Raw genomic sequence first — 21,573 nt, 5'->3', positions numbered from 1 at the left:
TCAGACGTTTGCCAACCAATCGCGATCTTGCAGGAAATACTCGGTCAGGCGCGCTTCTTCACTGCCAGGCTCGGCCTTCCAGTCGTAACTCCAGCGCACTTGCGGCGGCAGCGACATGAGAATCGACTCGGTACGACCGCCCGATTGCAGGCCGAACAGCGTGCCGCGGTCGTACACCAGGTTGAACTCGACGTAGCGCCCACGGCGGAATTCCTGAAACTCGCGCTGTTTTTCGGTGAAGGCTTGTACCTTGCGACGCTGGACGATCGGCAAGTACGCATCGATGTAAGCATCGCCGATAGCGCGCATGAAGGCGAAACAGGTGTCGAAGTCCCACTCGTTCAGGTCATCGAAGAACAGACCGCCGATACCTCGGGGTTCGTTGCGATGCTTGATCTGGAAGTAGCTGTCGCACCACGCCTTGTAACGGCTGTAGACGTCCGGCCCAAAGGGCTCGCAGGCCTTCGCGGCCACACGGTGCCAATGCACGCAGTCTTCTTCATTGCCGTAGTAAGGGGTCAGGTCGAAGCCGCCGCCGAACCACCAGACCGCTTCCTCACCTTCTTTCTCAGCGATGAAAAAGCGCACGTTGGCGTGGGACGTCGGCACATGCGGGTTGTGCGGGTGAATCACCAGCGACACACCAAGGGCTTCGAAGCCGCGCCCGGCCAGTTCCGGCCGATGGGCGCTGGCGGACGGCGGAAGACCGCTGCCAAAGACGTGGGAAAAGTTGACACCGCCCTTCTCGATGACCGCGCCGTTTTCAATCACCCGCGTGCGACCGCCACCACCGGCTGGCCGGGTCCAGGCGTCTTCGACGAAACGAGTGCCACCATCTTCGGCTTCCAGCGCAGCACAAATGCGGTCTTGCAGGTCGAGCAGGTAGGCTTTTACGGCCTCGGTGCGGGTAGTCATGGCATCACCTTGAATCGGGCAAAGCTACGCGGCGCTCGATCAGAACGGCGGCCGGCGCAAATGGGCGCGTAGCATAACACTGCACCCGTGACCGTCGCAGTTGACGAAGATCAAGCTTAGGAGTCCGATAGGGGCCTTCGCCGAAAGACCGACGGTAAACACACCAAGGAGAGTGCAGATGGCCAAACGTATCCAGTTCCGAGCCCATGGTGGCCCCGAAGTGCTTGAGTATGTGGATTATCAGCCTGCCGAGCCGGGCCCGCAGCAAGTACGCGTCAGCAACAAGGCTATCGGTCTGAATTTTATCGACACCTATTACCGCAGCGGCCTCTACGCGCCGCCCGCCCTGCCATCGGGCCTGGGCGCGGAAGGCGCGGGCGTGGTCGACGCGGTGGGCAGTGGCGTTACTCGCTTCAAGGTCGGTGACCGCGTGGCCTACGGCAGTGGCCCATTGGGTGCTTACAGCGAGATGCATGTGTTGCCGCAAGACAATCTGGTGCACCTGCCGGATGCCATCAGTTTCGAACAGGCCGCGGGCGTCATGCTCAAGGGCCTGACCGTGCAGTACCTGTTGCGTCAGACCTACGAACTCAAGGGTGGCGAGACCATCCTGTTCCACGCCGCTGCCGGTGGTGTCGGTTCGCTGGCCTGCCAATGGGCCAAGGCCTTGGGCGTGAAGTTGATCGGTACCGTCAGTTCGCCGGAAAAAGCCGCACTGGCAAAATCCCTCGGCGCCTGGGCAACCATCGACTACAGCAAGGAAAACGTCGTACAACGCGTGCTGGAACTGACTGACGGCAAAAAGGTGCCGGTGGTCTACGACGGCGTTGGCAAGGACACCTGGCTGACTTCGCTCGACTGTGTAGCGCCACGCGGACTGGTGGTGAGTTTCGGCAATGCATCAGGTGCGGTGGACGGGGTGAACCTGGGGATTCTCGCGGCGAAGGGCTCGCTGTACGTGACCCGGCCAACCCTGGGGACTTACGCCAACAACGCTGAAAACCTGCAAACCATGGCCGATGAGCTGTTCGGGATGATCATCAGCGGCCAGTTGAAAGTGGACATCAACCAGCGTTATCCACTGGCTGACGCGGCTAAGGCGCAGATTGAGCTGTCGGCGCGGCGTACTACCGGGTCGACGGTGTTGTTGCCTTAAATCTGAATTGTGGTGAGGGGGCTTGCCCCCGTTGGACTGCGCAGCTGTCCCAAAATCTGCCAATGCAGTAAATCAGGCATATGACCCACGCCTGATTTACCGGCGCTACGCGCCCGAACGGGGGCAAGCCCCCTCGCCACAAGGTCTCAGGCCGGGCGCACCACGTTGCCGGTCGCCAGATCGCGAATCAGGCTCGGGTTTTTCCGTCCGCCCAGATTCCCGCCCAGCACCAGATCGATTTGCCCGCGGAAATACTGCTCGACGCGAATTCGCGAACGCGCTGCCGGCCGGCCTTGCGGGTTGGCAGAAGTCGACACCAGTGGCCCGACCAACGCACACAAATCCCGCACCTGCGGGTGATCGCTAACCCGCAATGCCACGGTCTCATGCACTCCGGTGATCCATTGCGGCAGCATGTTTTGATGGGGCACCAGCCAGGTGTTCGGCCCCGGCCAGGTGCTGGCCATGCGATCCATCCACAGTTCCGGGAAATCTTCGAACAGGAAGTCGAACTGGCGAATGTTGTCGGCAACCAGGATCAGGCCCTTTTCCACCGAACGGCCCTTGATCGCCAGCAAGCGATACACCGCCTCTTCATCCCACGGGTCGCAACCCAGGCCCCAGACCGCTTCGGTTGGATAGGCAATCACCGCCCCTGCGCGAATCGCTTGTGCGGCTTGTTGCACACGCCAACTGTTGACCATTACCGACTCTCCAAAATAAGGCTGTGCGCAGTTTACCGATCTTTCATGAACCTAGCTTACGCGCGCAAACCAGCGTCCGCCTTCGCTCACCGCCCGTCCCTCCATTTCAAGCTCCGTCAGCGCCGCCAATACCTTCGGCAACGCCCATCCCGCCGCGTCGGCCAGGGCCTCGCTGGTATGCGGGGCGGCGAATAGCAGGCACAGCAACGGATGATCGACGGGCGCCGCAGTGTCTGTGGATAACGGCAGATTCTGCCAACCGCGCAGGCCTTCGAGGATATGTTCGATAGTCTCCACCAACACCGCGCCGTCACGTATCAACTGGTGGCAACCACGAGCCCCGGGGTGATGGATCGATCCTGGAATGGCATACACCTCGCGACCCTGTTCCGCTGCCAGCCGTGCGGTAATCAGCGAGCCGCTGGCGACACTGGCCTCGACCACCAGCACGCCGAGGGATAAACCGCTGATGATCCGATTGCGCCGCGGGAAGTTGCTGGCCTGCGGTCCGGCGTCCAGCGGGAACTCGGAAACCACTGCACTGCCTTGCGCAATCATCGCGTCGGCAATCCGCCGATTGCGCTGTGGATAAAAATTTTCCAGGCCGGTGCCGAGCACTCCGACGGTCTGCCCTCCGACGTCCAGCGCGGCTTGATGCGCTGCCGCATCGATTCCCAATGCCAAGCCGCTGGTGATGACAAAACCCGCGCCTGCCAGGCTGCGGGAAAACGCCGTGGCGGTGTCCATCCCCGGCCTCGATGCGCGTCGGCTACCGACCATCGCCAGCTGCGGTTTTTCCAGAATGCCCGGATCGCCCGCGACAAATAACAGCGGTGGCGGATCACTGATTTCTGCCAACAGAGCCGGGTAGCCCGGCTGGTCAACCATCAGTAAATACTGGCCTTCACGCTCTAGCCAGGCTAATGCGTGGTAGGCGCCATCACGAATAAGCGGGCTACGCCGAGCGTCGGCGCACGCCGCTGGCAACCCCAACGCACGCCAGGCAGAGGCTGGTGCGCTGATGGCTTTTGAGGCCGAGCCAAAAGCTTCGAGCAGCTTTTGAAAACGTCGAGGGCCGAGCTCCGGAAGACGATGCAAACGCAAACGCGCTTCCAGTTCCGCCGGTGAAACCTGCGTAGGTGCGAACAGCGGCATAAGATCATCCTTGATCGTTATTGGTCGTGTTGAATCAGCAACAAGCTGTGGATAAGTCTGTTGGTAACTTGTTGAGTCTTTTACGGATTACGCACCTTGTCCATCACCGCGAGGGAGCGCGAAGCGTTGAGCACCAAGCCATAGCTGAGCTTTTCGTAGGTGCGGAAGATCATCAGCAAACCGGCGCGTTCATCCGGTATTTTCACCTGTTCGCCGGTGACCCGGTCACGTACGGTTTCACCGGTTTTCATCACCACCAGCACGTTGCCTTCGGCCAAGCCGTCGCGCTGGCCCTTGTTCAAAGTGACCACATCGAGCGCACCGATCTGCGTAACACCGCGTGGCACGTCGATGATCAAGCCGTGAATATCGGTTTTCGGCGCGCTGGGCATGAAGGTTGAGTTGATCGCCCGTTCTTCGCCGCTGAACAAGCGGTCGCCGAGTCGAACCTCTTGAGTGGTGCGTTGCAAGGCGAGGGTGGCGACATCGCCTTCAGTGGCGATGATCTCGCCGCCGCCGATATCGTCGGCGTTGATCCCCAGAAACTCTTTGCTTTGCGGGTCGCTGTAGACCTTGCCCTGACGGAAAATGCCGTACACCGAATGCTCCGGGTCGAACTTGCCGCGTGCGTAGATGCGATCGCCCATACCGCTGAGTACCCGTTCGGCGTCGCCGGCAACGATGTACGGTGCCTTGTTGAAGTCTTCGACGTTGTCGATGATGCGGTTGCTCAGCAGGAAGCTGTTGATCGAGCGCAGCGGAATACTCGGAATGGCGTCGGCCATCGGCGTGCTGCGCACTTGCGGCGAGAGCTTGATAGTGCCGCGTGAAGCCCCGCGATTGAGGGTCAGGCGCGGTTGCCCGTTGATATAGACCAGTGACAAAGAGTCGCCGGGATAGATCAGGTTGGGGTTTTCGATTTGCGGGTTGGCCTGCCAGAGTTCGGGCCATTTCCAGGGTTCGCGGAGGTATTTCCCGGAGATGTCCCAAAGTGTGTCGCCCGCCACCACGGTGTAATGCTGTGGAAAACCTTCCTTGAGTTGCACTTGTCCGTGTGCGAAACCGGCCGAGGCCAGAAGCAGCAAGGCGAGTAGTGATTTCCTCATGCGGTGAATCCCTTTATTATGTGCATTCGAGTAGAACGCCAGAGCCCTCGTGGCCCGCTCCCCCTTTCTAATGAAAAGAAGGGAGCTACGTTTTACAACGGTAGCCTGCATCTTCGGACCCGCCAGGCCATCGGCCCAGACTTTACTTCACACGTGCAGCAATTACGCTTATGGCTATTTTGAACATCCTCGAATTTCCCGACCCGCGCCTGCGTACTATCGCCAAACCGGTGGCCGTAGTGGACGACGAAGTGCGGCAGTTGGTCGATGACATGTTTGAAACAATGTATGAAGCACCCGGCATCGGCCTCGCGGCGACCCAGGTCAACGTGCACAAACGCATCGTGGTCATGGACCTTTCCGAAGACCGCAGCGAACCTCGGGTGTTCATCAACCCCGAGTTCGAAGTCCTGACCGACGAAATGGGTCAGTACCAGGAAGGCTGCCTTTCGGTACCGGGCTTCTACGAAAACGTCGACCGTCCGCAACGCGTGAAGATCAACGCCCTGGACCGTGACGGCCAGCCTTTTGAACTGATCGCCGAAGAACTGCTGGCGGTGTGCATTCAGCACGAATGCGACCACCTCAACGGCAAATTGTTCGTCGATTACCTGTCCACGCTCAAACGCGACCGGATCAAGAAGAAGCTGGAAAAGCTCCATCGCCAGAACGCTTGATGCCCTTCCAAAGGCTTGCTGCGGCAAGCCTTTTTCTTTTCCGCGTGTTTCCAACCGAGAATTCCCATGACTGAGCCACTGCGCATCGTCTTTGCCGGCACCCCCGAATTTGCCGCCGAACACCTCAAGGCCCTGCTCGACAGCCCTTATGAGATCGTTGCGGTCTACACCCAACCGGATCGCCCGGCGGGTCGTGGGCAAAAGCTGATGCCGAGCCCGGTCAAGCAGTTGGCTCTGGAGCACAACATCCAGGTGCTGCAACCACCAACCCTGCGCAACGCCGACGCCCAGGCCGAACTGGCTGCACTCAAGCCGGACCTGATGGTCGTCGTGGCCTACGGCCTGATCCTGCCGCAAGTGGTGCTGGATATTCCGCGCCTGGGTTGCATCAACAGCCACGCCTCATTGCTGCCACGCTGGCGCGGTGCGGCGCCGATCCAGCGCGCCGTCGAAGCGGGCGACGCTGAAAGCGGCGTGACCGTGATGCGCATGGAAGCTGGCCTCGACACCGGGCCGATGCTGCTCAAGGTCACCACGCCGATCAGTGCTGATGACACCGGTGGCAGCCTGCATGACCGTCTCGCCGAAATGGGCCCGCCAGCCGTGGTTCAGGCGATTGCCGGGCTGGCCGCCGGCACGCTGGAAGGCGAAGTGCAGGGCGACAGCCTGGCTACTTATGCGCACAAATTGAACAAAGACGAAGCGCGCATCGACTGGAGCCGCCCTGCGGTCGAGTTGGAACGTCTGGTTCGCGCGTTCAATCCGTGGCCGATCTGCCACAGCACGCTCAATGGCGAAGCCTTGAAAGTGCTCGCTGCCAGCCTCGCCGAAGGCAAGGGCGCACCGGGCGAGATCCTCGGCGCCAGCAAAGACGGCTTGATCGTCGCCTGCGGTGAACAGGCGCTGTGCCTGACGCGCCTGCAATTGCCTGGCGGCAAGGCGCTGAACTTCAGCGACTTGTTCAACAGCCGTCGTGAGAAATTTGCTGTGGGCACCGTCTTAGGCCTTGTGGTGGACGCCCAATGAACCCGCGTCTGGCCGCCGCCAAGGCCCTGGCTGCCGTCCTTAACGGCAAGGCTTCGCTGAACAGTTCGTTGCCGACGCAACTGGACAAGGTCGAAGACCGTGATCGCGGCTTCACCCAGGACCTGGCCTTCGGCACCGCACGCTGGCAGCCGCGCTTGTCGGCGCTGGCGGCCAAGCTGCTGCAAAAACCTTTCAAAGCTGCCGACGCTGACGTCGAAGCGCTGTTGCTGGTCGGCCTTTACCAGTTGCTGTACACCCGTGTCCCGGCCCACGCCGCCATCGGGGAAACCGTGGGCTGCGCCGACAAGCTGAAAAAACCGTGGGCCAAAGCCCTGCTCAACGCCGTGCTGCGCCGTGCCCAACGTGAAAGCGAAGCACTGCTGGCCGAGCTTGAGCACGATCCGGTGGTGCGCACCGCCCACCCGCGCTGGCTGCAAAAATCCCTCAAGGCGTTCTGGCCAGAACAGTGGGAAGCCATTTGCGCCGCGAACAACGCGCATCCACCCATGATTTTGCGGGTCAACCGTCGTCATCACACTCGCGATGCCTACCTCGCCTTGCTGAGCGATGCCGGTGTTGCGGCCAAGCCGTGCGTGTTCAGTCGGGACGGCATCGTGCTCGACACGCCAGGCGATGTGCGCCAACTGCCGGGTTTCGCCGAAGGCTGGATCAGCGTGCAAGACGAAGCCGCGCAACTGGCGGCGGATCTGCTGGACCTGGCGCCGGGCCAACGGGTGCTCGACGCCTGCTGCGCACCGGGCGGCAAGACCTGCCACATCCTCGAAGTCGAGCCAAAACTGGCCGGCGTAGTGGCCGTGGACCTGGAAGCCAAGCGTCTGGTGCGTGTGCGGGAAAACCTTGAACGGCTGGGCCTCAGCGCCGAATTGATCGCCGCCGACGGCCGCGACACTCAAGCGTGGTGGGACGGCAAGCCGTTCCAGCGCATCCTGCTCGACGCGCCCTGCTCGGCGACCGGCGTGATTCGCCGCCACCCGGACATCAAACTGACCCGCCAACCGGATGACATCGCTGCGCTCGCGGTGCTTCAGGGTGAACTGCTCGACGCGATGTGGCCGACCCTCGACGTCGGCGGCATCCTGCTCTACGCCACCTGCTCGACCTTGCCGACCGAAAACACCGAAGTTATCGAAGCCTTCCTCGCCCGAACTCCGGGTGCTCGCGAGTTGGACATCGCCAGCCAGGCCGGCATCAAGCAACCGCATGGCCGCCAGTTGCTGGCACAAGAAGGCGGTCACGACGGGTTCTACTACGCCAAGCTGATCAAGATTGCCGCCGCACGCGGTTAAGCGGATTTCAAGGGAGTGACCGGATGAAGATCATCATCCTCGGCGCGGGGCAGGTCGGCGGTACGCTGGCTGAACACTTGGCCAGCGAAGCGAACGACATCACCGTGGTCGACACCGACGGCGAACGCCTGCGGGATCTCGGTGATCGCCTCGACATCCGCACTGTGCAAGGTCGCGGCTCGTTCCCAACGGTGCTGCGCCAGGCCGGTGCCGACGACGCCGACATGCTGGTGGCGGTGACCAACAGCGACGAGACCAACATGGTCGCCTGCCAGGTCGCGCACACCCTGTTCCATACGCCGACCAAGATCGCCCGGGTGCGCGAAGCCGCGTACCTGACCCGCGCCGGCCTGTTCGACAACGACGCGATCCCGGTCGACGTGCTGATCAGCCCCGAACAAGTAGTGACCCATTACATCAAGCGCCTGATCGAGCACCCCGGTGCATTGCAGGTGATAGATTTTGCCGAGGGCAAGGCCCAACTGGTGGCGGTCAAGGCCTACTACGGCGGACCGTTGGTGGGGCAGCAACTGCGCCAGTTGCGCGAACACATGCCGAACGTCGATACCCGCGTGGCAGCGATTTTCCGTCGTGATCGACCGATCCTGCCGCAAGGCGATACGGTGATCGAAGCCGACGACGAAGTGTTTTTTATCGCGGCCAAAGCGAACATTCGCGCCGTGATGAGCGAAATGCGCCGGCTCGACGAGAGCTACAAACGCATCGTCATCGCCGGTGGCGGGCAGATCGGCGAGCGGCTGGCCGAGGCGATTGAAAGCCGCTATCAGGTGAAGATCATCGAGATGAACCCGGCGCGGTGCCGCTACCTCTCGGACACCCTCGACAGCACCGTGGTGTTGCAGGGCAGCGCCTCGGACCGCGATCTACTGCTGGAAGAGAATATCGCCGACGCCGATCTGTTCCTGGCGCTGACCAACGACGACGAAGCCAACATTATGTCGTCGCTGTTGGCCAAACGCCTGGGCGCGAAGAAGGTGATGACCATCATCAACAACCCGGCCTATGTCGACCTGATCCAGGGCGGTGATATCGATATCGCCATCAGCCCTCAACTGGCGACTATCGGTACTTTGCTGGCCCACGTGCGCCGGGGCGATATCGTCAGCGTGCACTCGCTGCGTCGCGGTGCGGCAGAAGCCATCGAGGCGATTGCCCATGGTGACGCGAAGTCGAGCAAGGTGATCGGCAAGGCCATCGAAAACATCGTCCTGCCGCCGGGGACTACTATTGGTGCAATCATTCGCGATGAAGAAGTGTTGATCGCCCACGACGACACCGTGATCGAAGCCGGCGACCATGTGATTCTGTTCCTTGTGGATAAAAAGCATATTCGTGATGTGGAGAAGTTGTTCCACGTGGGGTTGAGTTTCTTCTGATCCGGGACTTACGGTGCTCGTGCGGGCCTCTTCGCGAGCAAGCCCGCTCCCACATTAGATTTTCAGTGAACACATATTTTGTGTATGGCAAAGATCCAGTGTGGGAGCGGGCTTGCTCGCGAAAGCAATCTCACTGACACCTATCCCTTCCTGATCCACCTCAACAAGGAATCCACCCGATGATCGAATCGCTGGAAAAAATGCTCGCCAAGGGTGTGGATAACTCGCTGCTGCGCTTCGGTCTGGGCAAGGGTTATCTGGATCTGGGCGAACATGCCAAGGCGGCCGAGCATTTCAGCCGCTGCGTGGAGTTCGATCCGAAATACTCGGCAGCCTGGAAGTTACTGGGCAAGGCTTATTTGGCACAGGCAAACCATGCAGCCGCCCGTCAGGCCTGGGAGCAGGGCCTGGAAGCAGCTCGCGCGCATGGCGACAAGCAGGCAGAAAAGGAAATGACGGTGTTTCTGAAGAAGCTTGACCGGTTGGACAGCTGATCAAAAAACGCTCAACTCAAAGGTAACGCAGGCCGATGCCTTCCGCGTCGACCTGCACCACTTCCATGCGCACTCGCGGCGCACCGCACGGCAACCCCTGCACCTGACCATAGACGACCGCGCCTTTGGCCAACGCCGCGAGCGTCGGATGCTTCACGTAGACGCCGCTGGCGGAAAGGTTGCGAGTCTGGCCCAGGCACTCGCCGAAGCTCTCGTGCTGGATCTTGATTCGAAATGACTTACGGTGTTCGGACATCTTCTGCGCCCTTGATTGAACGGTTGTGGATAACCCCAGCCCAAGGTTATCCACAGATCATGCCAGCTGGATCAATACCAGCGTGCTTCGCCCGGCGGGCGTTTCTTGAAGCGCTTCATGCTCCACATGTATTGGCTCGGGTAAGCCCGCACATATTTCTCGACGATCTGGCTCATGGCTGCGCAGGACGTCTCGGTATCGGTGCTGTACATAGCCTCGGGCGCGGCTTCCAGGATCACTTTGTAGCCTGAACCGTCCGGCAGGCGCAGGGCGTGCAGGAAGACGCCGACCGCTTTGCCGCCCGCGAGCATGTTCGGCACGAACTTGCTGGTCAAAGCCTTGGTGGCGAAGAAGGGCACGAAGATCCCGGCGGATTCGGCCGGTTCCGGGTCAGCCGGAATCCCCACTGCACCACCTTTGCGCACTTCCTTGATGACACTGAGGATGCCTTCCTTGGTGGACGCTGCTACGCGGTTGCCTAATTGCACCCGCTGCTTGCGCAGCAATTCATCCACCGCCTTGAGCTTGGGCGGACGGTAGAAAATGATCGGTTTGCACTGGCTGCAATAGAAGTGGTTCAACACTTCCCAGTTACCCAGGTGACTGGTGATGCCGACCACGCCTTTGCCGGAAGCCAGCGCGTCCTTGAGCACATCGAGGCCTTCGACTTCACGCACCAGATCGATGGAGCGCTGGGCCGGCCAGATCCAGGCGCAGGCGCTTTCGGTCAATGATTTGCCAATGTCCATCAGGCTCTGTCCCACCAGACGCTCGCGCTCGGCGGCGTCCATGTCCGGGAAACACTTGGCGAGATTGATGCGCACCACGTCGCGGGAACGGTTGGGGGTTTTCCACATGACCCAGCCAATCGCCGCGCCTACCGTTTGCACCGCCCGCCACGGGAGCAAGGCAAACAAACGCAGAGCGCCTACCAGCAAGGCGCCTTTAAACTTATCCACAGGTCACTCCTGATCTTCTGAACCGACGTCATGAACCTTGTCGCGAGCCGGCTATTCTAACCGCCCACTGCGCAAGATGGCGTAACGATCACAATCGGTGGTGTGATCCATGACCATGCCCGAGGCCTGCATCAAGGCATAGCAGATGGTTGGGCCGACAAACGTGAAACCGGCTTTTTTCAGACCTTTGCTCATCTCCACGGCGGCCGGTGTCACGGCCGGCACTTCACTGCGATCCTTGAAATGATTGATCTTCGGGACGCCGCCGACAAACGACCAAAGCAGCTCCACCGGGTCCTCCAGCGCCATCCAGGCCTGGGCATTGCGCCGTGCGGCGTTAAGTTTGAGGCGGTTGCGGATGATCCCCGGATCAAGCATCAAATCGTCTATTTCGGCGTCGCTCATCTGCGCCACCCGTTGTACATCGAAGCCGAACAACACCTCACGGTAGCGCTCGCGCTTCCTCAGCACGGTGATCCAAGACAGGCCGGCCTGGAACCCTTCGAGCAAAAGCAACTCGAACAAGCGCTGCGCATCGCGTAGCGGTACGCCCCACTCCTGATCGTGATAAGCCATGTACAGCGGATCTTCGGAACACCAAAAGCAGCGTGGCATAAGGCTCCAGGGGGCGTGCGGACGAATGAATCGGGTATACTCCCGCTCTTTAAATCGCAGCCCAAGAAACAGGTGAATTTCGTGAGCCAGCCTACGCCAGCCGTGCGTACCTTCCAAGACTTGATCCTCGCCCTCCAGCAATACTGGGCCGAGCAAGGTTGTGTGGTACTTCAGCCCTACGATATGGAAGTAGGCGCCGGCACTTTCCATACCGCCACGTTCCTGCGCGCCATCGGCCCGGAAACCTGGAACGCCGCTTATGTGCAGCCCAGTCGTCGCCCGACTGACGGCCGCTACGGCGAAAACCCGAACCGTCTGCAGCACTACTACCAGTTCCAGGTAGTCCTGAAGCCGAACCCGGACAACTTCCAGGAACTGTACCTGGGCTCCCTCAAGCACGTGGGCCTGGACCCATTGGTGCACGACATCCGTTTCGTCGAAGACAACTGGGAATCGCCGACCCTCGGTGCCTGGGGTCTGGGCTGGGAAGTCTGGCTCAACGGCATGGAAGTGACGCAGTTCACCTACTTCCAGGCGGCGGGTGGCATCGAGTGCTACCCGGTGACCGGCGAGATCACCTACGGCCTCGAGCGTCTGGCCATGTACCTGCAAGGCGTGGACTCGGTCTACGACCTGGTCTGGGCTGACGGTCCGTTCGGCAAAGTGACCTACGGTGATGTGTTCCACCAGAACGAAGTGGAGCAGTCGACCTACAACTTCGAACACGCCAACGTCGAGAAGCTGTTCGAACTGTTCGATTTCTACGAAAGCGAAGCCAAGCGCCTGATCGAACTCGATCAACCGCTGCCGCTGCCAAGCTACGAAATGGTCCTGAAGGCCTCGCACACCTTCAACCTGCTGGATGCACGCCGGGCGATCTCGGTGACTGCGCGTCAGCAATACATTCTGCGTGTTCGCACCCTGGCGCGTTCCGTTGCGCAAGCCTACCTGCTGGCTCGCGCCAAGCTGGGCTTCCCGATGGCGACCCCGGATTTGCGTGATGAAGTGTTGGCTAAGCTGGAGGCTGCACAATGAGTGCTCAAGATTTCCTGGTTGAACTGGGCACCGAAGAGCTGCCACCCAAAGCCCTGAACACCCTGGCCGATGCGTTCCTCGCCGGTATCGAGAAGGGCCTGCTGGCCGCTGGCCTGGGCTTTGAAGCCAAGCAGGTCTACGCCGCACCGCGTCGTCTGGCCGTGCTGATCACCAAACTGGCCACTCAACAGCCGGATCGCAGCATCAACCTCGACGGCCCGCCACGCCAGGCCGCGTTCGACGCCGAAGGCAATCCGACCCAGGCTGCCCTGGGCTTTGCCAAGAAGTGCGGCGTAGAGCTGAGCGAAATCGATCAAAGCGGGCCGAAGCTGCGTTACAGCCAAAGCATCGCCGGCAAGCCGACCGTCAGCCTGTTGCCGACCATCGTCGAAGACTCGCTGAACGACCTGCCGATCCCGAAGCGCATGCGTTGGGGTGCTCGCAAGGAAGAATTCGTTCGCCCAACCCAATGGCTGGTGATGCTGCTTGGTGATCAGGTGATCGACTGCACCATCCTCGCCCAGAAGGCCGGTCGCGATTCCCGTGGTCACCGCTTCCATCACCCGGAAAGCGTGCGCATCACCTCGCCAGCCAACTACCTGAACGACCTGCGTGCAGCCTACGTACTGGCCGATGCCAATGAGCGCCGCGAGCTGATCAGCACGCGTACCGCCGAACTGGCCACTCGTCAGGAAGGGACCGCGATCGTTCCGCCGGACCTGCTCGACGAAGTGACCGCGCTGGTGGAATGGCCAGTGCCGCTGGTGTGCTCGTTCGAGGAGCGCTTCCTCGATGTGCCGCAAGAAGCCCTGATCACCACCATGCAGGACAACCAGAAGTACTTCTGCTTGCTGGATGCCGACGGCAAGTTGCTGCCACGTTTCATTACCGTGGCCAACATCGAGAGCAAAGACCCGCAGCAGATCATCGACGGTAACGAGAAAGTGGTTCGCCCACGCCTGACCGACGCCGAATTCTTCTTCAAGCAAGACAAGAAGCAGAAACTCGAAGACTTCAACCTGCGCCTGCAAAACGTGGTCTTCCAGGAAAAACTCGGCAGCGTCTACGACAAGGCCGAGCGCGTGTCCAAACTGGCCGCATTCATCGCTCAACGTATCGGCGGCAACGCCTCGTGGGCGGCGCGTGCAGGCCTGCTGTCGAAGTGCGACCTGGCAACCGAGATGGTCGGTGAGTTCCCGGAGATGCAAGGTGTCGCCGGTTACTACTACGCCCTCAACGATGGCGAGCCGGAAGATGTCGCACTGGCGCTGAACGAGCAGTACATGCCGCGCGGTGCCGGCGCTGAACTGCCGACCACCCTGACCGGTGCGGCCGTGGCCATCGCCGACAAGCTCGATACCCTGGTCGGGATCTTCGGTGTCGGCATGCTGCCAACCGGTAGCAAAGACCCGTATGCCCTGCGCCGTGCTGCGCTGGGCGTGTTGCGGATCCTGATCGACAAGAAGCTCGACCTCGACCTGACCGACGCCGTGGCGTTCGCTGTCAATGCGTTCGGCAGCAAGGTCAAGGCTGCCGGCCTGGCTGATTCAGTGCTGGAGTTCGTCTTCGACCGTCTGCGTGCCCGTTACGAAGACGAAGGCGTGGATGTGGCCACTTACCTGTCGGTTCGTGCCCTGAAACCGGGTTCGGCGCTGGACTTCGATCAACGTGTACAAGCCGTAGAAGCGTTCCGCAAATTGCCGGAAGCCGCTGCATTGGCTGCGGTAAACAAGCGCGTGTCGAACCTGCTGAGCAAAATCGAAGGCAGCGTGCCGAGCACCGTCGAAGCCAAGTACTTCGACAACGCCGCCGAATTCTCCCTGTACTCGGCGATCCAGCAAGCGGATCAAGCGGTGCAGCCAATGGCTGCAGCCCGGCAGTACAGCGAATCTCTGGCACGTCTGGCCGCGTTACGCGAGCCGGTCGATGCGTTCTTCGAAGCCGTGATGGTCAACGCGGAAGACGCCAAGGTCCGCGCCAACCGTTATGCGTTGCTGGCACGTTTGCGCGGTCTGTTCCTCGGCGTTGCCGACATCTCGTTGCTGGGCTGAGGAGCTGCTGTTGAAACTGCTGATTATCGATCGGGACGGAGTGATCAATTACGACTCCGACGCTTACATCAAGTCGGTGGAAGAGTGGATTCCGCTCCCGGGCTCGATCGAAGCCATCGCGCAGTTGAGCAAGGCCGGCTGGACGGTAGCTGTCGCTACCAACCAGTCCGGCATTGCTCGCGGCTATTACGATGTCGCCACCCTCGACGCCATGCACGAGCGCTTGCGCACGTTGGTGGAAGAGCAGGGCGGCGAGCTCGGCCTCATCGTCTATTGCCCGCACGGGCCGGACGAAGGCTGCGATTGTCGTAAGCCAAAACCCGGCATGCTTAAAACCATTGCCGCACATTACGACGTGGCGCTGACTGACCTATGGTTCGTCGGCGACAGTCTCGGTGACCTGGAGGCGGCAAAAGCCGTCGACTGTCAGCCAGTTTTGGTAAAAACCGGGAAAGGCGAAAAGACTTTGGGCAAGACCCTACCGGTAGGTACTTTGATTTTTGACGATCTGGCGGCGATTGCCGCAGAACTTATCCACAACTAGGGCGATTCTGACATCCTGATCAAGGATTGTTCGGGTGCGCACTTTTAATAGGCAAATGCCGCTATGTCGATCTTGCAGGCAATCAGAACCTTTCTTTTTTACCTGCTGCTGGGCACCAGCTCGTTGCTCTGGTGCAGCCTGAGCTTTTTTATCGCGCCTTTTTTACCGTTCAAGGCGCGCTACCGTTTCATCAACGTCTACTGGTGCCGCTGCGCGCTGTGGCTGAGCAAGGTGTTCCTGGACATTGACTATGAAGTCAAAGGTGCCGAGAACATCCCCGACCAACCGTGCGTGATTCTCTCGAACCACCAGAGCACCTGGGAAACATTCTTTCTGTCGGCCTACTTCGAGCCATTGAGCCAGGTGCTCAAGCGCGAACTGCTGTATGTGCCGTTCTTTGGTTGGGCGATGGCCATGCTACGACCAATCGCCATTGACCGCGACAACCCGAAAGCCGCGCTCAAGCATGTGGCGAAGAAGGGCGATGAACTGCTCAAGGACAATGTCTGGGTGCTGATCTTCCCGGAAGGCACCCGCGTTCCGTTCGGTACCGTCGGCAAGTTCTCCCGTGGAGGCACGGCGTTGGCGGTCAATGCGCAGTTGCCTGTGCTGCCAATCGCGCATAACGCTGGCAAGTTCTGGCCGAAAACCGGTTGGCTGAAAACACCCGGCACCATCACCGTTGTCATCGGTGCACCGATGTATGCCGAAGGCAGCGGACCACGGGCGATTGCCGAGCTCAACGACCGCGCTGCGGCCTGGAACGAGCAGACCCAGCGGGACATGGGTTCGCTACCGCCACTGCCTGCTGCGGCGGATAAAGAGACTGTCTGACGTTCTGTGGATAACCTGTGTACCGTTTTGTTGAAAAGCGTCTTATTTGTTAGCTAAATTTATGATTTACATAGATATTTCTTAAGCTCATAAAACGCAGGAAAACGTGCATAAGTTTTCGCGACGCAAAAAAACCGGCTATTTGCGCCGGTTTTTTTATGCCTGTTTCAACCCCCGGTTATCACGCGATCCGTAGCAGCTGGCGCAGCCTGCGTCCGGCTGCGCAGCAGTCGTAAAATCAGAAACCGCGGTGATTCAGGTAGACCCCGCAAACCGGATTTACGACTGCTTCGCAGCCGAACGCAGCCTCGCAGGCTCGACAGCTGCTACGGAGGGGAATGCTTCACTCCTCCAGCATCGGCAGTTGAACGCTGAACGTCGTACCTTGCCCAACCTGGCTTTCACAGAAAATCCGTCCACCGTGGCGATCCACCACCGCTTTGACCATCGATAACCCCAGGCCCAATCCCTCACTGCCTTGAGACGAAGCAAAGCGCTTGTACTGGCTGAACAATTCGGGGAGTTCGTCGGCTGCAATACCTTTGCCCTGGTCGGCGATCTCGCAGGTCAACCAGCCCTGTGCACAACTCACCCGCACGCTGACCTGCGAACCCGCCGGGCTGTACTTGATGGCGTTTTCCAACAGGTTGAACAGCGCCCGGGTCAGCAACGACTGGTCGGCCAGGACCATGCCTTCCGCTTCTTCGTCCAGATCGTGCAACAACTCGATCTGCTTGAGTTGCGCAATGCTCATCGCCTGATCAAACGCGTCAAGCACCAGCATCGCGAACATGCTCGGTTCGAACTGGTACGCCTCGGACTCGGCTTTGGCCAGCTGCACAAAAGCCTCGGTCAGGCTCAAGGCCTTGCGTACCTGCAACTCGATCTGGCTGAACAACTGCGCGTCACCCGTGCCTTGGTGATGCTGGACGTCGAGCAAGGCCAGAATCGCTGAATGAGGGGCGCGCAGGTCATGGGAAAGAAACCGCAGCAGCACCGCGCGCTGTTCCTCGGCATCGCGCTCGACGCTCAGATCCGTCAGGCTAAGCAACCAGCCAATCGCCGTTCCGCCTTCAGCCGGCAGCAATGGCGCCAGGTCCATACGCAAACTTCGCCCTTGGGTATCGCGAAACTCGTTGGTCTCAAGCGTCGACAACCCAGGACTTCCCTGCTCGAGCAGCCCCGGATAACCAATCTCCGAGAGCCGTCGCAGCAGGTCTTCGCCGACCAGATCGCTGGCAAACAGCCCCCGCGCATTGCGGTTGGCCAGCAGGATCCGTCCGTTCGGATCGCTGATCAGCGTCGCCACCGGCAGGTATTCCAGACCGTCGGCAATGAAGCGTCGGGTATCGCGGGTCCGGCTCATCGCCTGTTCCAGCGCGACGATCTGCCCCTGCAATACATCGCCGGCCGGTGACGGCGTGCGGCGGCGCTCTGGAAACACTTTCGGTTCGCTATCAAGCCGTGCCAGTTCCCAGCCGAAGTAAGCGAGCACTGCGCTCAAGCGTCGCCAGTTCCAGATCAAATACCCCAGCAGCATCCCCAGCAAACTGGCGCTGGGCGACCACCACCAACCGGCTCGGAGCAACAGCGCCGAGGCGACCAATGCCATCACCATGCAGCCCAGGGTCAACCACAAGGCACGCCGTGGACGGAACAGCAGCAAGGCCAGCAGCAACGCGACGATGGCCGTCGACAACCCGACCGCCCAGCCATCGGCGAGTACCACGATGCTGCGTTGTTGCAGCAGTCCGTTGAGGATGTTGGCTTGAATCTCGATGCCCGGCGTGGTGCCAATGCTCGCTGATTGCGGTGTTACATAGCGGTCGCCCAACCCCGGCGCCGTAGAGCCAATCAGGATCAGGCGATCATGCAGCAGCTCGGGTGGCACTTCACCCCGCAGCACGCTCACGTAAGGAACGCTGGGAAAACCTGCATTTGCGCTGATAAAGGGAATTCGAATGCCGTTGGTTCGTTGCCAGCCTTGAACCGTTAATGCCAACGGCGAGCCGGGCAGGGTATCCGAACCTTCAGTGGTCGTCTCATAAAGCAGCCAGGCCAGTTGCGCCCTTGGATTACGCTCAGGGCCTTCGCGCAGGTACACGCTGCGTACGATGCCATCAGCGTCCGCCTCGGCGTTGATATGCCCGATACCTTTGGCACAGAGCCTCAACGGCGCCACGGGTTCGATTTCACCCAGCGGCAACCCGTAACGGGCAACCCCTTCGCGCAGCAAAGGCACGAACACGTTGCCAGCCTGGCATGCGGCGTGTGCCAGGCGCAGGTCGTTGTCGGGAAGCTTGTCTGGCTCGCTAAAGATCACGTCAAACAGCACACCCTTGACCTTTGCAGCGCTGAGCCGATCCAGCAGGTCGGCGTGCAAGGTTCGCGACCAGGGCCACTGACCGAGTTGCTGCAAGCTGTAATCGTCGATGGTGACGATAAGGATTCGCGGGTCAACCGGAAGCGGACTCAGCCGACGCAGGTTGTCGTACAGCAGATTGCTCAGCGTCAGCCCATGGTTCAAGGACAGCAGCGCCGTCAATGGCAGCAGGATCAGGCTGACCCACAGCCATTCACGGACCATCCGATGAAACAGCCGCTGGGCCTGGGTCAGCTCGCGACCTTCCTTCCTTGGCCAGGGTTTCATCGACAATGGGCCGAGTCGTTATTGGACACGCGTGGTCCTGGGGTAATAGAAGATGTCATATACCCCGGTCTCTCCCTCAAGCCCCTGCTCGTCATACGCAGAGAGTCGAACATGGTAGAAAAACGCCTTCAATCCACTGAAGTCGATCTCTGGCGTGCTGGAAAACTGTTCCTGCTTGATGTTCAGGAAGTCTGTGTCGGTCGCCACTTGCGCCCGGTAGCGCGTGGCCCCGTTCAAGGGTTTCATGATCAACTGCCAGACCGGTGCAGGGCCGGTTTGACCGGTCTGCCCCAACAACTGCGGTGCTGGCAACAGCTCGCTCGGCGTCAGCTTGCCTTCCTTCTGAATGCGTAACCCTTGGCGAGCCATGACCTGCACTTCATCTACCGGTTTTTCGGCTTTTTTCGCGAGTGGATTGCCTGTGCGTTTTTTCGCTGGCGCATCAAGGTTTTCACCACGATCGACCGCCACCTGGCCATTCAGCACTTCGATCAGCGATTGCCCATTGTCGTTGTTTCGCACTCGAAAGTGGGTGCCTCGGACCCCAAGCACGCCGACCGGCGTCACAATCTGAAAACGATCATAGTCGCTGGCGCGCTTGATCACATACGACTCGACCTGACCTTGCTCAAGAATCACCTGAGGGACAAGGAGTTCTTCGTTTAATCGCAACGTGACCTGCGAACTGGACGGCAGAACGATACGTGATCCATCACCCAGCGACAGACTGACGAACGCCGAAGGGGAGGTCTTCACGCCTTCCTGCTCGTCAACCGTCATCCCTTCTTCGAGCGCCACCTGATTGCCCTTGCGGTCGAGCTTCCAGGCTTCGCCCGTCAGGTGTTCGACAGTGGCGGGCAGGGGTTGTCCACGGCATTGCTGGTTGTCATCGATATACGGCAAGCGCTTTGAGCTGAAGAACGCTGCGGATGCGCTCTGGGTCAATGGACTCACCAGGCCAATGACCAGTAACAGGCAGGTGCCCAGGTGGCGACAATGCAAAGAAGTCATTTGGCTCATTGGATTCGCTTTTCAGGCTTTTATTAGAATCTGGCCGATCATCTGATTCATCAGCTTTACGCACCTTACCCGACAGGGCTCTGCGGCAGATAGCCCACGTCTATGCATAACGTCCACATCCATTACAAAAGCAGTCGTGGATATCCATAAAGGCAAACAAATCGAAGAGGGGAGGAGGTGACACATCCGTGTGTCGGAACCGAGTCAGTATCAATCCGGTTTTACAATGTGAGACGGCACTCCTTTTTTTCCCCTGAACTGCAGACCGCAAGCGAACCGGCGATCGGCGGTCCCGCCAGGTTGGCGATGACACTCCCTGTGTCGGAGCACTTCCGAATGCTCCTGTGCCACTCAACGCTTGAGAATTTACCGACCCCGACGTTCGATGAGGCAATTCTCCACATTTGTTCAGAATTGCCCGAGTCCGCGTTAGAACACCCAGCGCTGCTGCTCTTCAGGAAGCCGCAGTGGCAACGGTTGCTCGCCGTCCGCAGGAGTGCTCACCGGTGCAAAGCCCCGTGAGTCACTGAACGCCACATTCACCACCGCTGGACTGAAATAGCGTTGTGTCACGTGTTCATTCGGTGCTTCGCTGCTTGAACTCACAGTCTGCGAAGCAACTCCTACATAAGCCAAAAATGCCAACGACAGGCAGCATGTCAGCGCCTTGTCCCTGGTCACCTCCACGATCAGTGCACGAACATTCCGACTGTTCCTCATCGCTGCGTCCTCGAGTCTTCGAGCTGATATCTGCCGATTGCCGGCCAATTGATATCAGCCTACCCAGACGCAAAGAACCTGGAGCAATTCACCACAATTGTTCAGATTCAGACAATCAGCCTAAACTCCGCACATAGGATTTTTACCCATCGCACTCTACGAGATGAAGGAACGCCCCGCATGCGTGTCGCAATACTGGATGACGAACCCGCCGAGCTACGCCGGGTGGAACAGACACTGCGACAGATTCCCGGAGCCGGAGAGCAAGCGTGGACCTTGCACAGCTTCGAGCGCGGCGAAGACTTGCTACGCCAGCTTCGACGCGAGACGTTCGACCTGTTGATACTCGACTGGCAGCTGCCTGATATCAGCGGTCTATCGCTGCTGCGCTGGACCCGCGAACATATGGAGGCACCTCCCGCCGCGATCATGCTCACCAGCCGCGATGCGGAGAGTGACATCGTTCAGGCCTTGAACGCCGGCGCCGATGATTACGTCAGCAAGCCGTTCCGTCCCAATGAGCTCCAGGCCCGTGTCAGTGCCGTACTGCGCCGACACGGCTTGCAGCGCAATGCTGCCAGCGAAGTGCTGAGTTTCAACGATCTGAACTTCGATGACGCCGAACTGACGGTGACCCGCGCTGGAAAACCCATCAGCCTGACCGAACGGGAATACCGTCTGGCCCGCTGCCTGTTTGCCAACCTGGGCCGGCCGCTGTCGCGGGAATATCTCTACGAGCGTTTCTGGACCCATGAAGAGATGGTGTCTTCACGGCCACTGGATACGCATATCTACCGCCTGCGCAACAAGCTGGGGCTGACGGCCGATCGGGGTTGGCAGTTGCTGACGATCTACGGGTACGGGTATCGACTGGAAAGTGTCGCGGCTGCGAGCGAGTAACCTTTCACAGGTTTCTCGTGAGCAAAAAAGGCCAACGCTGAGCGTTGGCCTT

The 21,573-nt window shown here is 59.9% G+C and carries 21 protein-coding genes; 11 read left to right on the top strand and 10 right to left on the bottom strand.

Features of this window, described 5'->3' with window-relative positions; genetic code table 11:
• Entirely contained in the window at positions 1–915 is a 915-nt protein-coding gene (hemF, locus tag AC3WK5_RS11440; RefSeq protein ID WP_103314876.1) for an oxygen-dependent coproporphyrinogen oxidase, read from the bottom strand.
• A gap of 178 nt (positions 916–1,093) precedes the next feature.
• On the opposite strand from hemF, the gene AC3WK5_RS11435 reads away from it, so the two are divergent.
• Positions 1,094–2,071 (top strand): NADPH:quinone reductase, encoded by a 978-nt coding sequence (locus AC3WK5_RS11435; protein ID WP_103314875.1) that lies wholly within the window; start codon positions 1,094–1,096, stop codon positions 2,069–2,071.
• Between the two features lie 146 nt (positions 2,072–2,217).
• On the opposite strand, the gene tsaC is transcribed toward AC3WK5_RS11435, so the two are convergent.
• From tsaC to AC3WK5_RS11420, 3 genes are all read right to left on the bottom strand, one after another.
• Positions 2,218–2,775: an L-threonylcarbamoyladenylate synthase type 1 TsaC gene (tsaC, locus tag AC3WK5_RS11430; protein ID WP_054594896.1), complete on the bottom strand. Its 558-nt coding sequence runs from the start codon at positions 2,773–2,775 to the stop codon at positions 2,218–2,220.
• A gap of 51 nt (positions 2,776–2,826) precedes the next feature.
• Entirely contained in the window at positions 2,827–3,930 is a 1,104-nt protein-coding gene (dprA, locus tag AC3WK5_RS11425; RefSeq protein ID WP_103314874.1) for a DNA-processing protein DprA, read from the bottom strand.
• Between the two features lie 80 nt (positions 3,931–4,010).
• Entirely contained in the window at positions 4,011–5,036 is a 1,026-nt protein-coding gene (locus AC3WK5_RS11420) for a LysM peptidoglycan-binding domain-containing protein (RefSeq protein ID WP_054594894.1), read from the bottom strand.
• A gap of 170 nt (positions 5,037–5,206) precedes the next feature.
• On the opposite strand from AC3WK5_RS11420, the gene def reads away from it, so the two are divergent.
• The 5 genes from def to AC3WK5_RS11395 all read left to right on the top strand — a co-directional run bounded on the left by def (position 5,207) and on the right by AC3WK5_RS11395 (position 9,937).
• Positions 5,207–5,713 (top strand): peptide deformylase, encoded by a 507-nt coding sequence (def, locus tag AC3WK5_RS11415; protein WP_054594893.1) that lies wholly within the window; start codon positions 5,207–5,209, stop codon positions 5,711–5,713.
• Between the two features lie 66 nt (positions 5,714–5,779).
• Positions 5,780–6,739: a methionyl-tRNA formyltransferase gene (gene fmt / locus AC3WK5_RS11410; RefSeq protein WP_103314873.1), complete on the top strand. Its 960-nt coding sequence runs from the start codon at positions 5,780–5,782 to the stop codon at positions 6,737–6,739.
• Entirely contained in the window at positions 6,736–8,046 is a 1,311-nt protein-coding gene (gene rsmB, locus AC3WK5_RS11405) for a 16S rRNA (cytosine(967)-C(5))-methyltransferase RsmB (protein WP_103314872.1), read from the top strand. Before fmt ends, rsmB begins: the two co-directional genes overlap by 4 nt.
• A gap of 23 nt (positions 8,047–8,069) precedes the next feature.
• Complete coding sequence (trkA, locus tag AC3WK5_RS11400; RefSeq protein WP_054594890.1) at positions 8,070–9,443, top strand: Trk system potassium transporter TrkA; 1,374 nt, start codon at positions 8,070–8,072, stop codon at positions 9,441–9,443.
• 179 nt (positions 9,444–9,622) lie between these two features.
• Complete coding sequence (locus AC3WK5_RS11395) at positions 9,623–9,937, top strand: tetratricopeptide repeat protein (RefSeq protein ID WP_103314871.1); 315 nt, start codon at positions 9,623–9,625, stop codon at positions 9,935–9,937.
• A gap of 16 nt (positions 9,938–9,953) precedes the next feature.
• On the opposite strand, the gene AC3WK5_RS11390 is transcribed toward AC3WK5_RS11395, so the two are convergent.
• The 3 genes from AC3WK5_RS11390 to tag all read right to left on the bottom strand — a co-directional run bounded on the left by AC3WK5_RS11390 (position 9,954) and on the right by tag (position 11,767).
• The gene (locus AC3WK5_RS11390; protein WP_054594888.1) at positions 9,954–10,193 is read right to left on the bottom strand and encodes a PilZ domain-containing protein; all 240 of its coding nucleotides are present in this window, start codon (positions 10,191–10,193) and stop codon (positions 9,954–9,956) included.
• Between the two features lie 71 nt (positions 10,194–10,264).
• Positions 10,265–11,152, bottom strand: a complete 888-nt coding sequence (locus AC3WK5_RS11385; protein ID WP_054594887.1) for a lysophospholipid acyltransferase — start codon at positions 11,150–11,152, stop codon at positions 10,265–10,267.
• Positions 11,153–11,203: 51 nt separating this feature from the next.
• Complete coding sequence (tag, locus tag AC3WK5_RS11380) at positions 11,204–11,767, bottom strand: DNA-3-methyladenine glycosylase I (RefSeq protein ID WP_019694421.1); 564 nt, start codon at positions 11,765–11,767, stop codon at positions 11,204–11,206.
• A gap of 81 nt (positions 11,768–11,848) precedes the next feature.
• Here tag and glyQ point away from each other — a divergent pair, with 81 nt between their 5' ends.
• From glyQ to AC3WK5_RS11360, 4 genes are all read left to right on the top strand, one after another.
• Entirely contained in the window at positions 11,849–12,802 is a 954-nt protein-coding gene (gene glyQ, locus AC3WK5_RS11375) for a glycine--tRNA ligase subunit alpha (RefSeq protein WP_031319418.1), read from the top strand.
• Complete coding sequence (glyS, locus tag AC3WK5_RS11370; RefSeq protein ID WP_054594886.1) at positions 12,799–14,853, top strand: glycine--tRNA ligase subunit beta; 2,055 nt, start codon at positions 12,799–12,801, stop codon at positions 14,851–14,853. Before glyQ ends, glyS begins: the two co-directional genes overlap by 4 nt.
• A gap of 4 nt (positions 14,854–14,857) precedes the next feature.
• Complete coding sequence (gene gmhB, locus AC3WK5_RS11365) at positions 14,858–15,397, top strand: D-glycero-beta-D-manno-heptose 1,7-bisphosphate 7-phosphatase (protein ID WP_173859956.1); 540 nt, start codon at positions 14,858–14,860, stop codon at positions 15,395–15,397.
• A gap of 63 nt (positions 15,398–15,460) precedes the next feature.
• Positions 15,461–16,231: a lysophospholipid acyltransferase family protein gene (locus AC3WK5_RS11360; protein ID WP_103314870.1), complete on the top strand. Its 771-nt coding sequence runs from the start codon at positions 15,461–15,463 to the stop codon at positions 16,229–16,231.
• A gap of 343 nt (positions 16,232–16,574) precedes the next feature.
• On the opposite strand, the gene AC3WK5_RS11355 is transcribed toward AC3WK5_RS11360, so the two are convergent.
• The 3 genes from AC3WK5_RS11355 to AC3WK5_RS11345 form a co-directional block, all read right to left on the bottom strand.
• Complete coding sequence (locus tag AC3WK5_RS11355; RefSeq protein ID WP_103314869.1) at positions 16,575–18,881, bottom strand: CHASE2 domain-containing protein; 2,307 nt, start codon at positions 18,879–18,881, stop codon at positions 16,575–16,577.
• Between the two features lie 18 nt (positions 18,882–18,899).
• A complete protein-coding gene (locus AC3WK5_RS11350) occupies positions 18,900–19,892 on the bottom strand; it encodes a FecR family protein (RefSeq protein WP_103314868.1) in 993 nt (330 codons plus the stop codon).
• A gap of 438 nt (positions 19,893–20,330) precedes the next feature.
• Positions 20,331–20,507 (bottom strand): hypothetical protein, encoded by a 177-nt coding sequence (locus AC3WK5_RS11345; RefSeq protein ID WP_158249100.1) that lies wholly within the window; start codon positions 20,505–20,507, stop codon positions 20,331–20,333.
• Positions 20,508–20,801: 294 nt separating this feature from the next.
• Here AC3WK5_RS11345 and AC3WK5_RS11340 point away from each other — a divergent pair, with 294 nt between their 5' ends.
• Positions 20,802–21,521 carry a response regulator transcription factor gene (locus AC3WK5_RS11340; RefSeq protein WP_103314866.1) on the top strand — a complete coding sequence of 240 codons (720 nt, stop codon included), beginning with the start codon at positions 20,802–20,804 and terminating at the stop codon, positions 21,519–21,521.
• The last annotated feature ends 52 nt before the right edge of the window (positions 21,522–21,573 follow it).

The organism is Pseudomonas sp. FW306-02-D09B, assembly GCF_058782685.1.
This window is presented reverse-complemented; position numbering and strand designations above follow the sequence as displayed.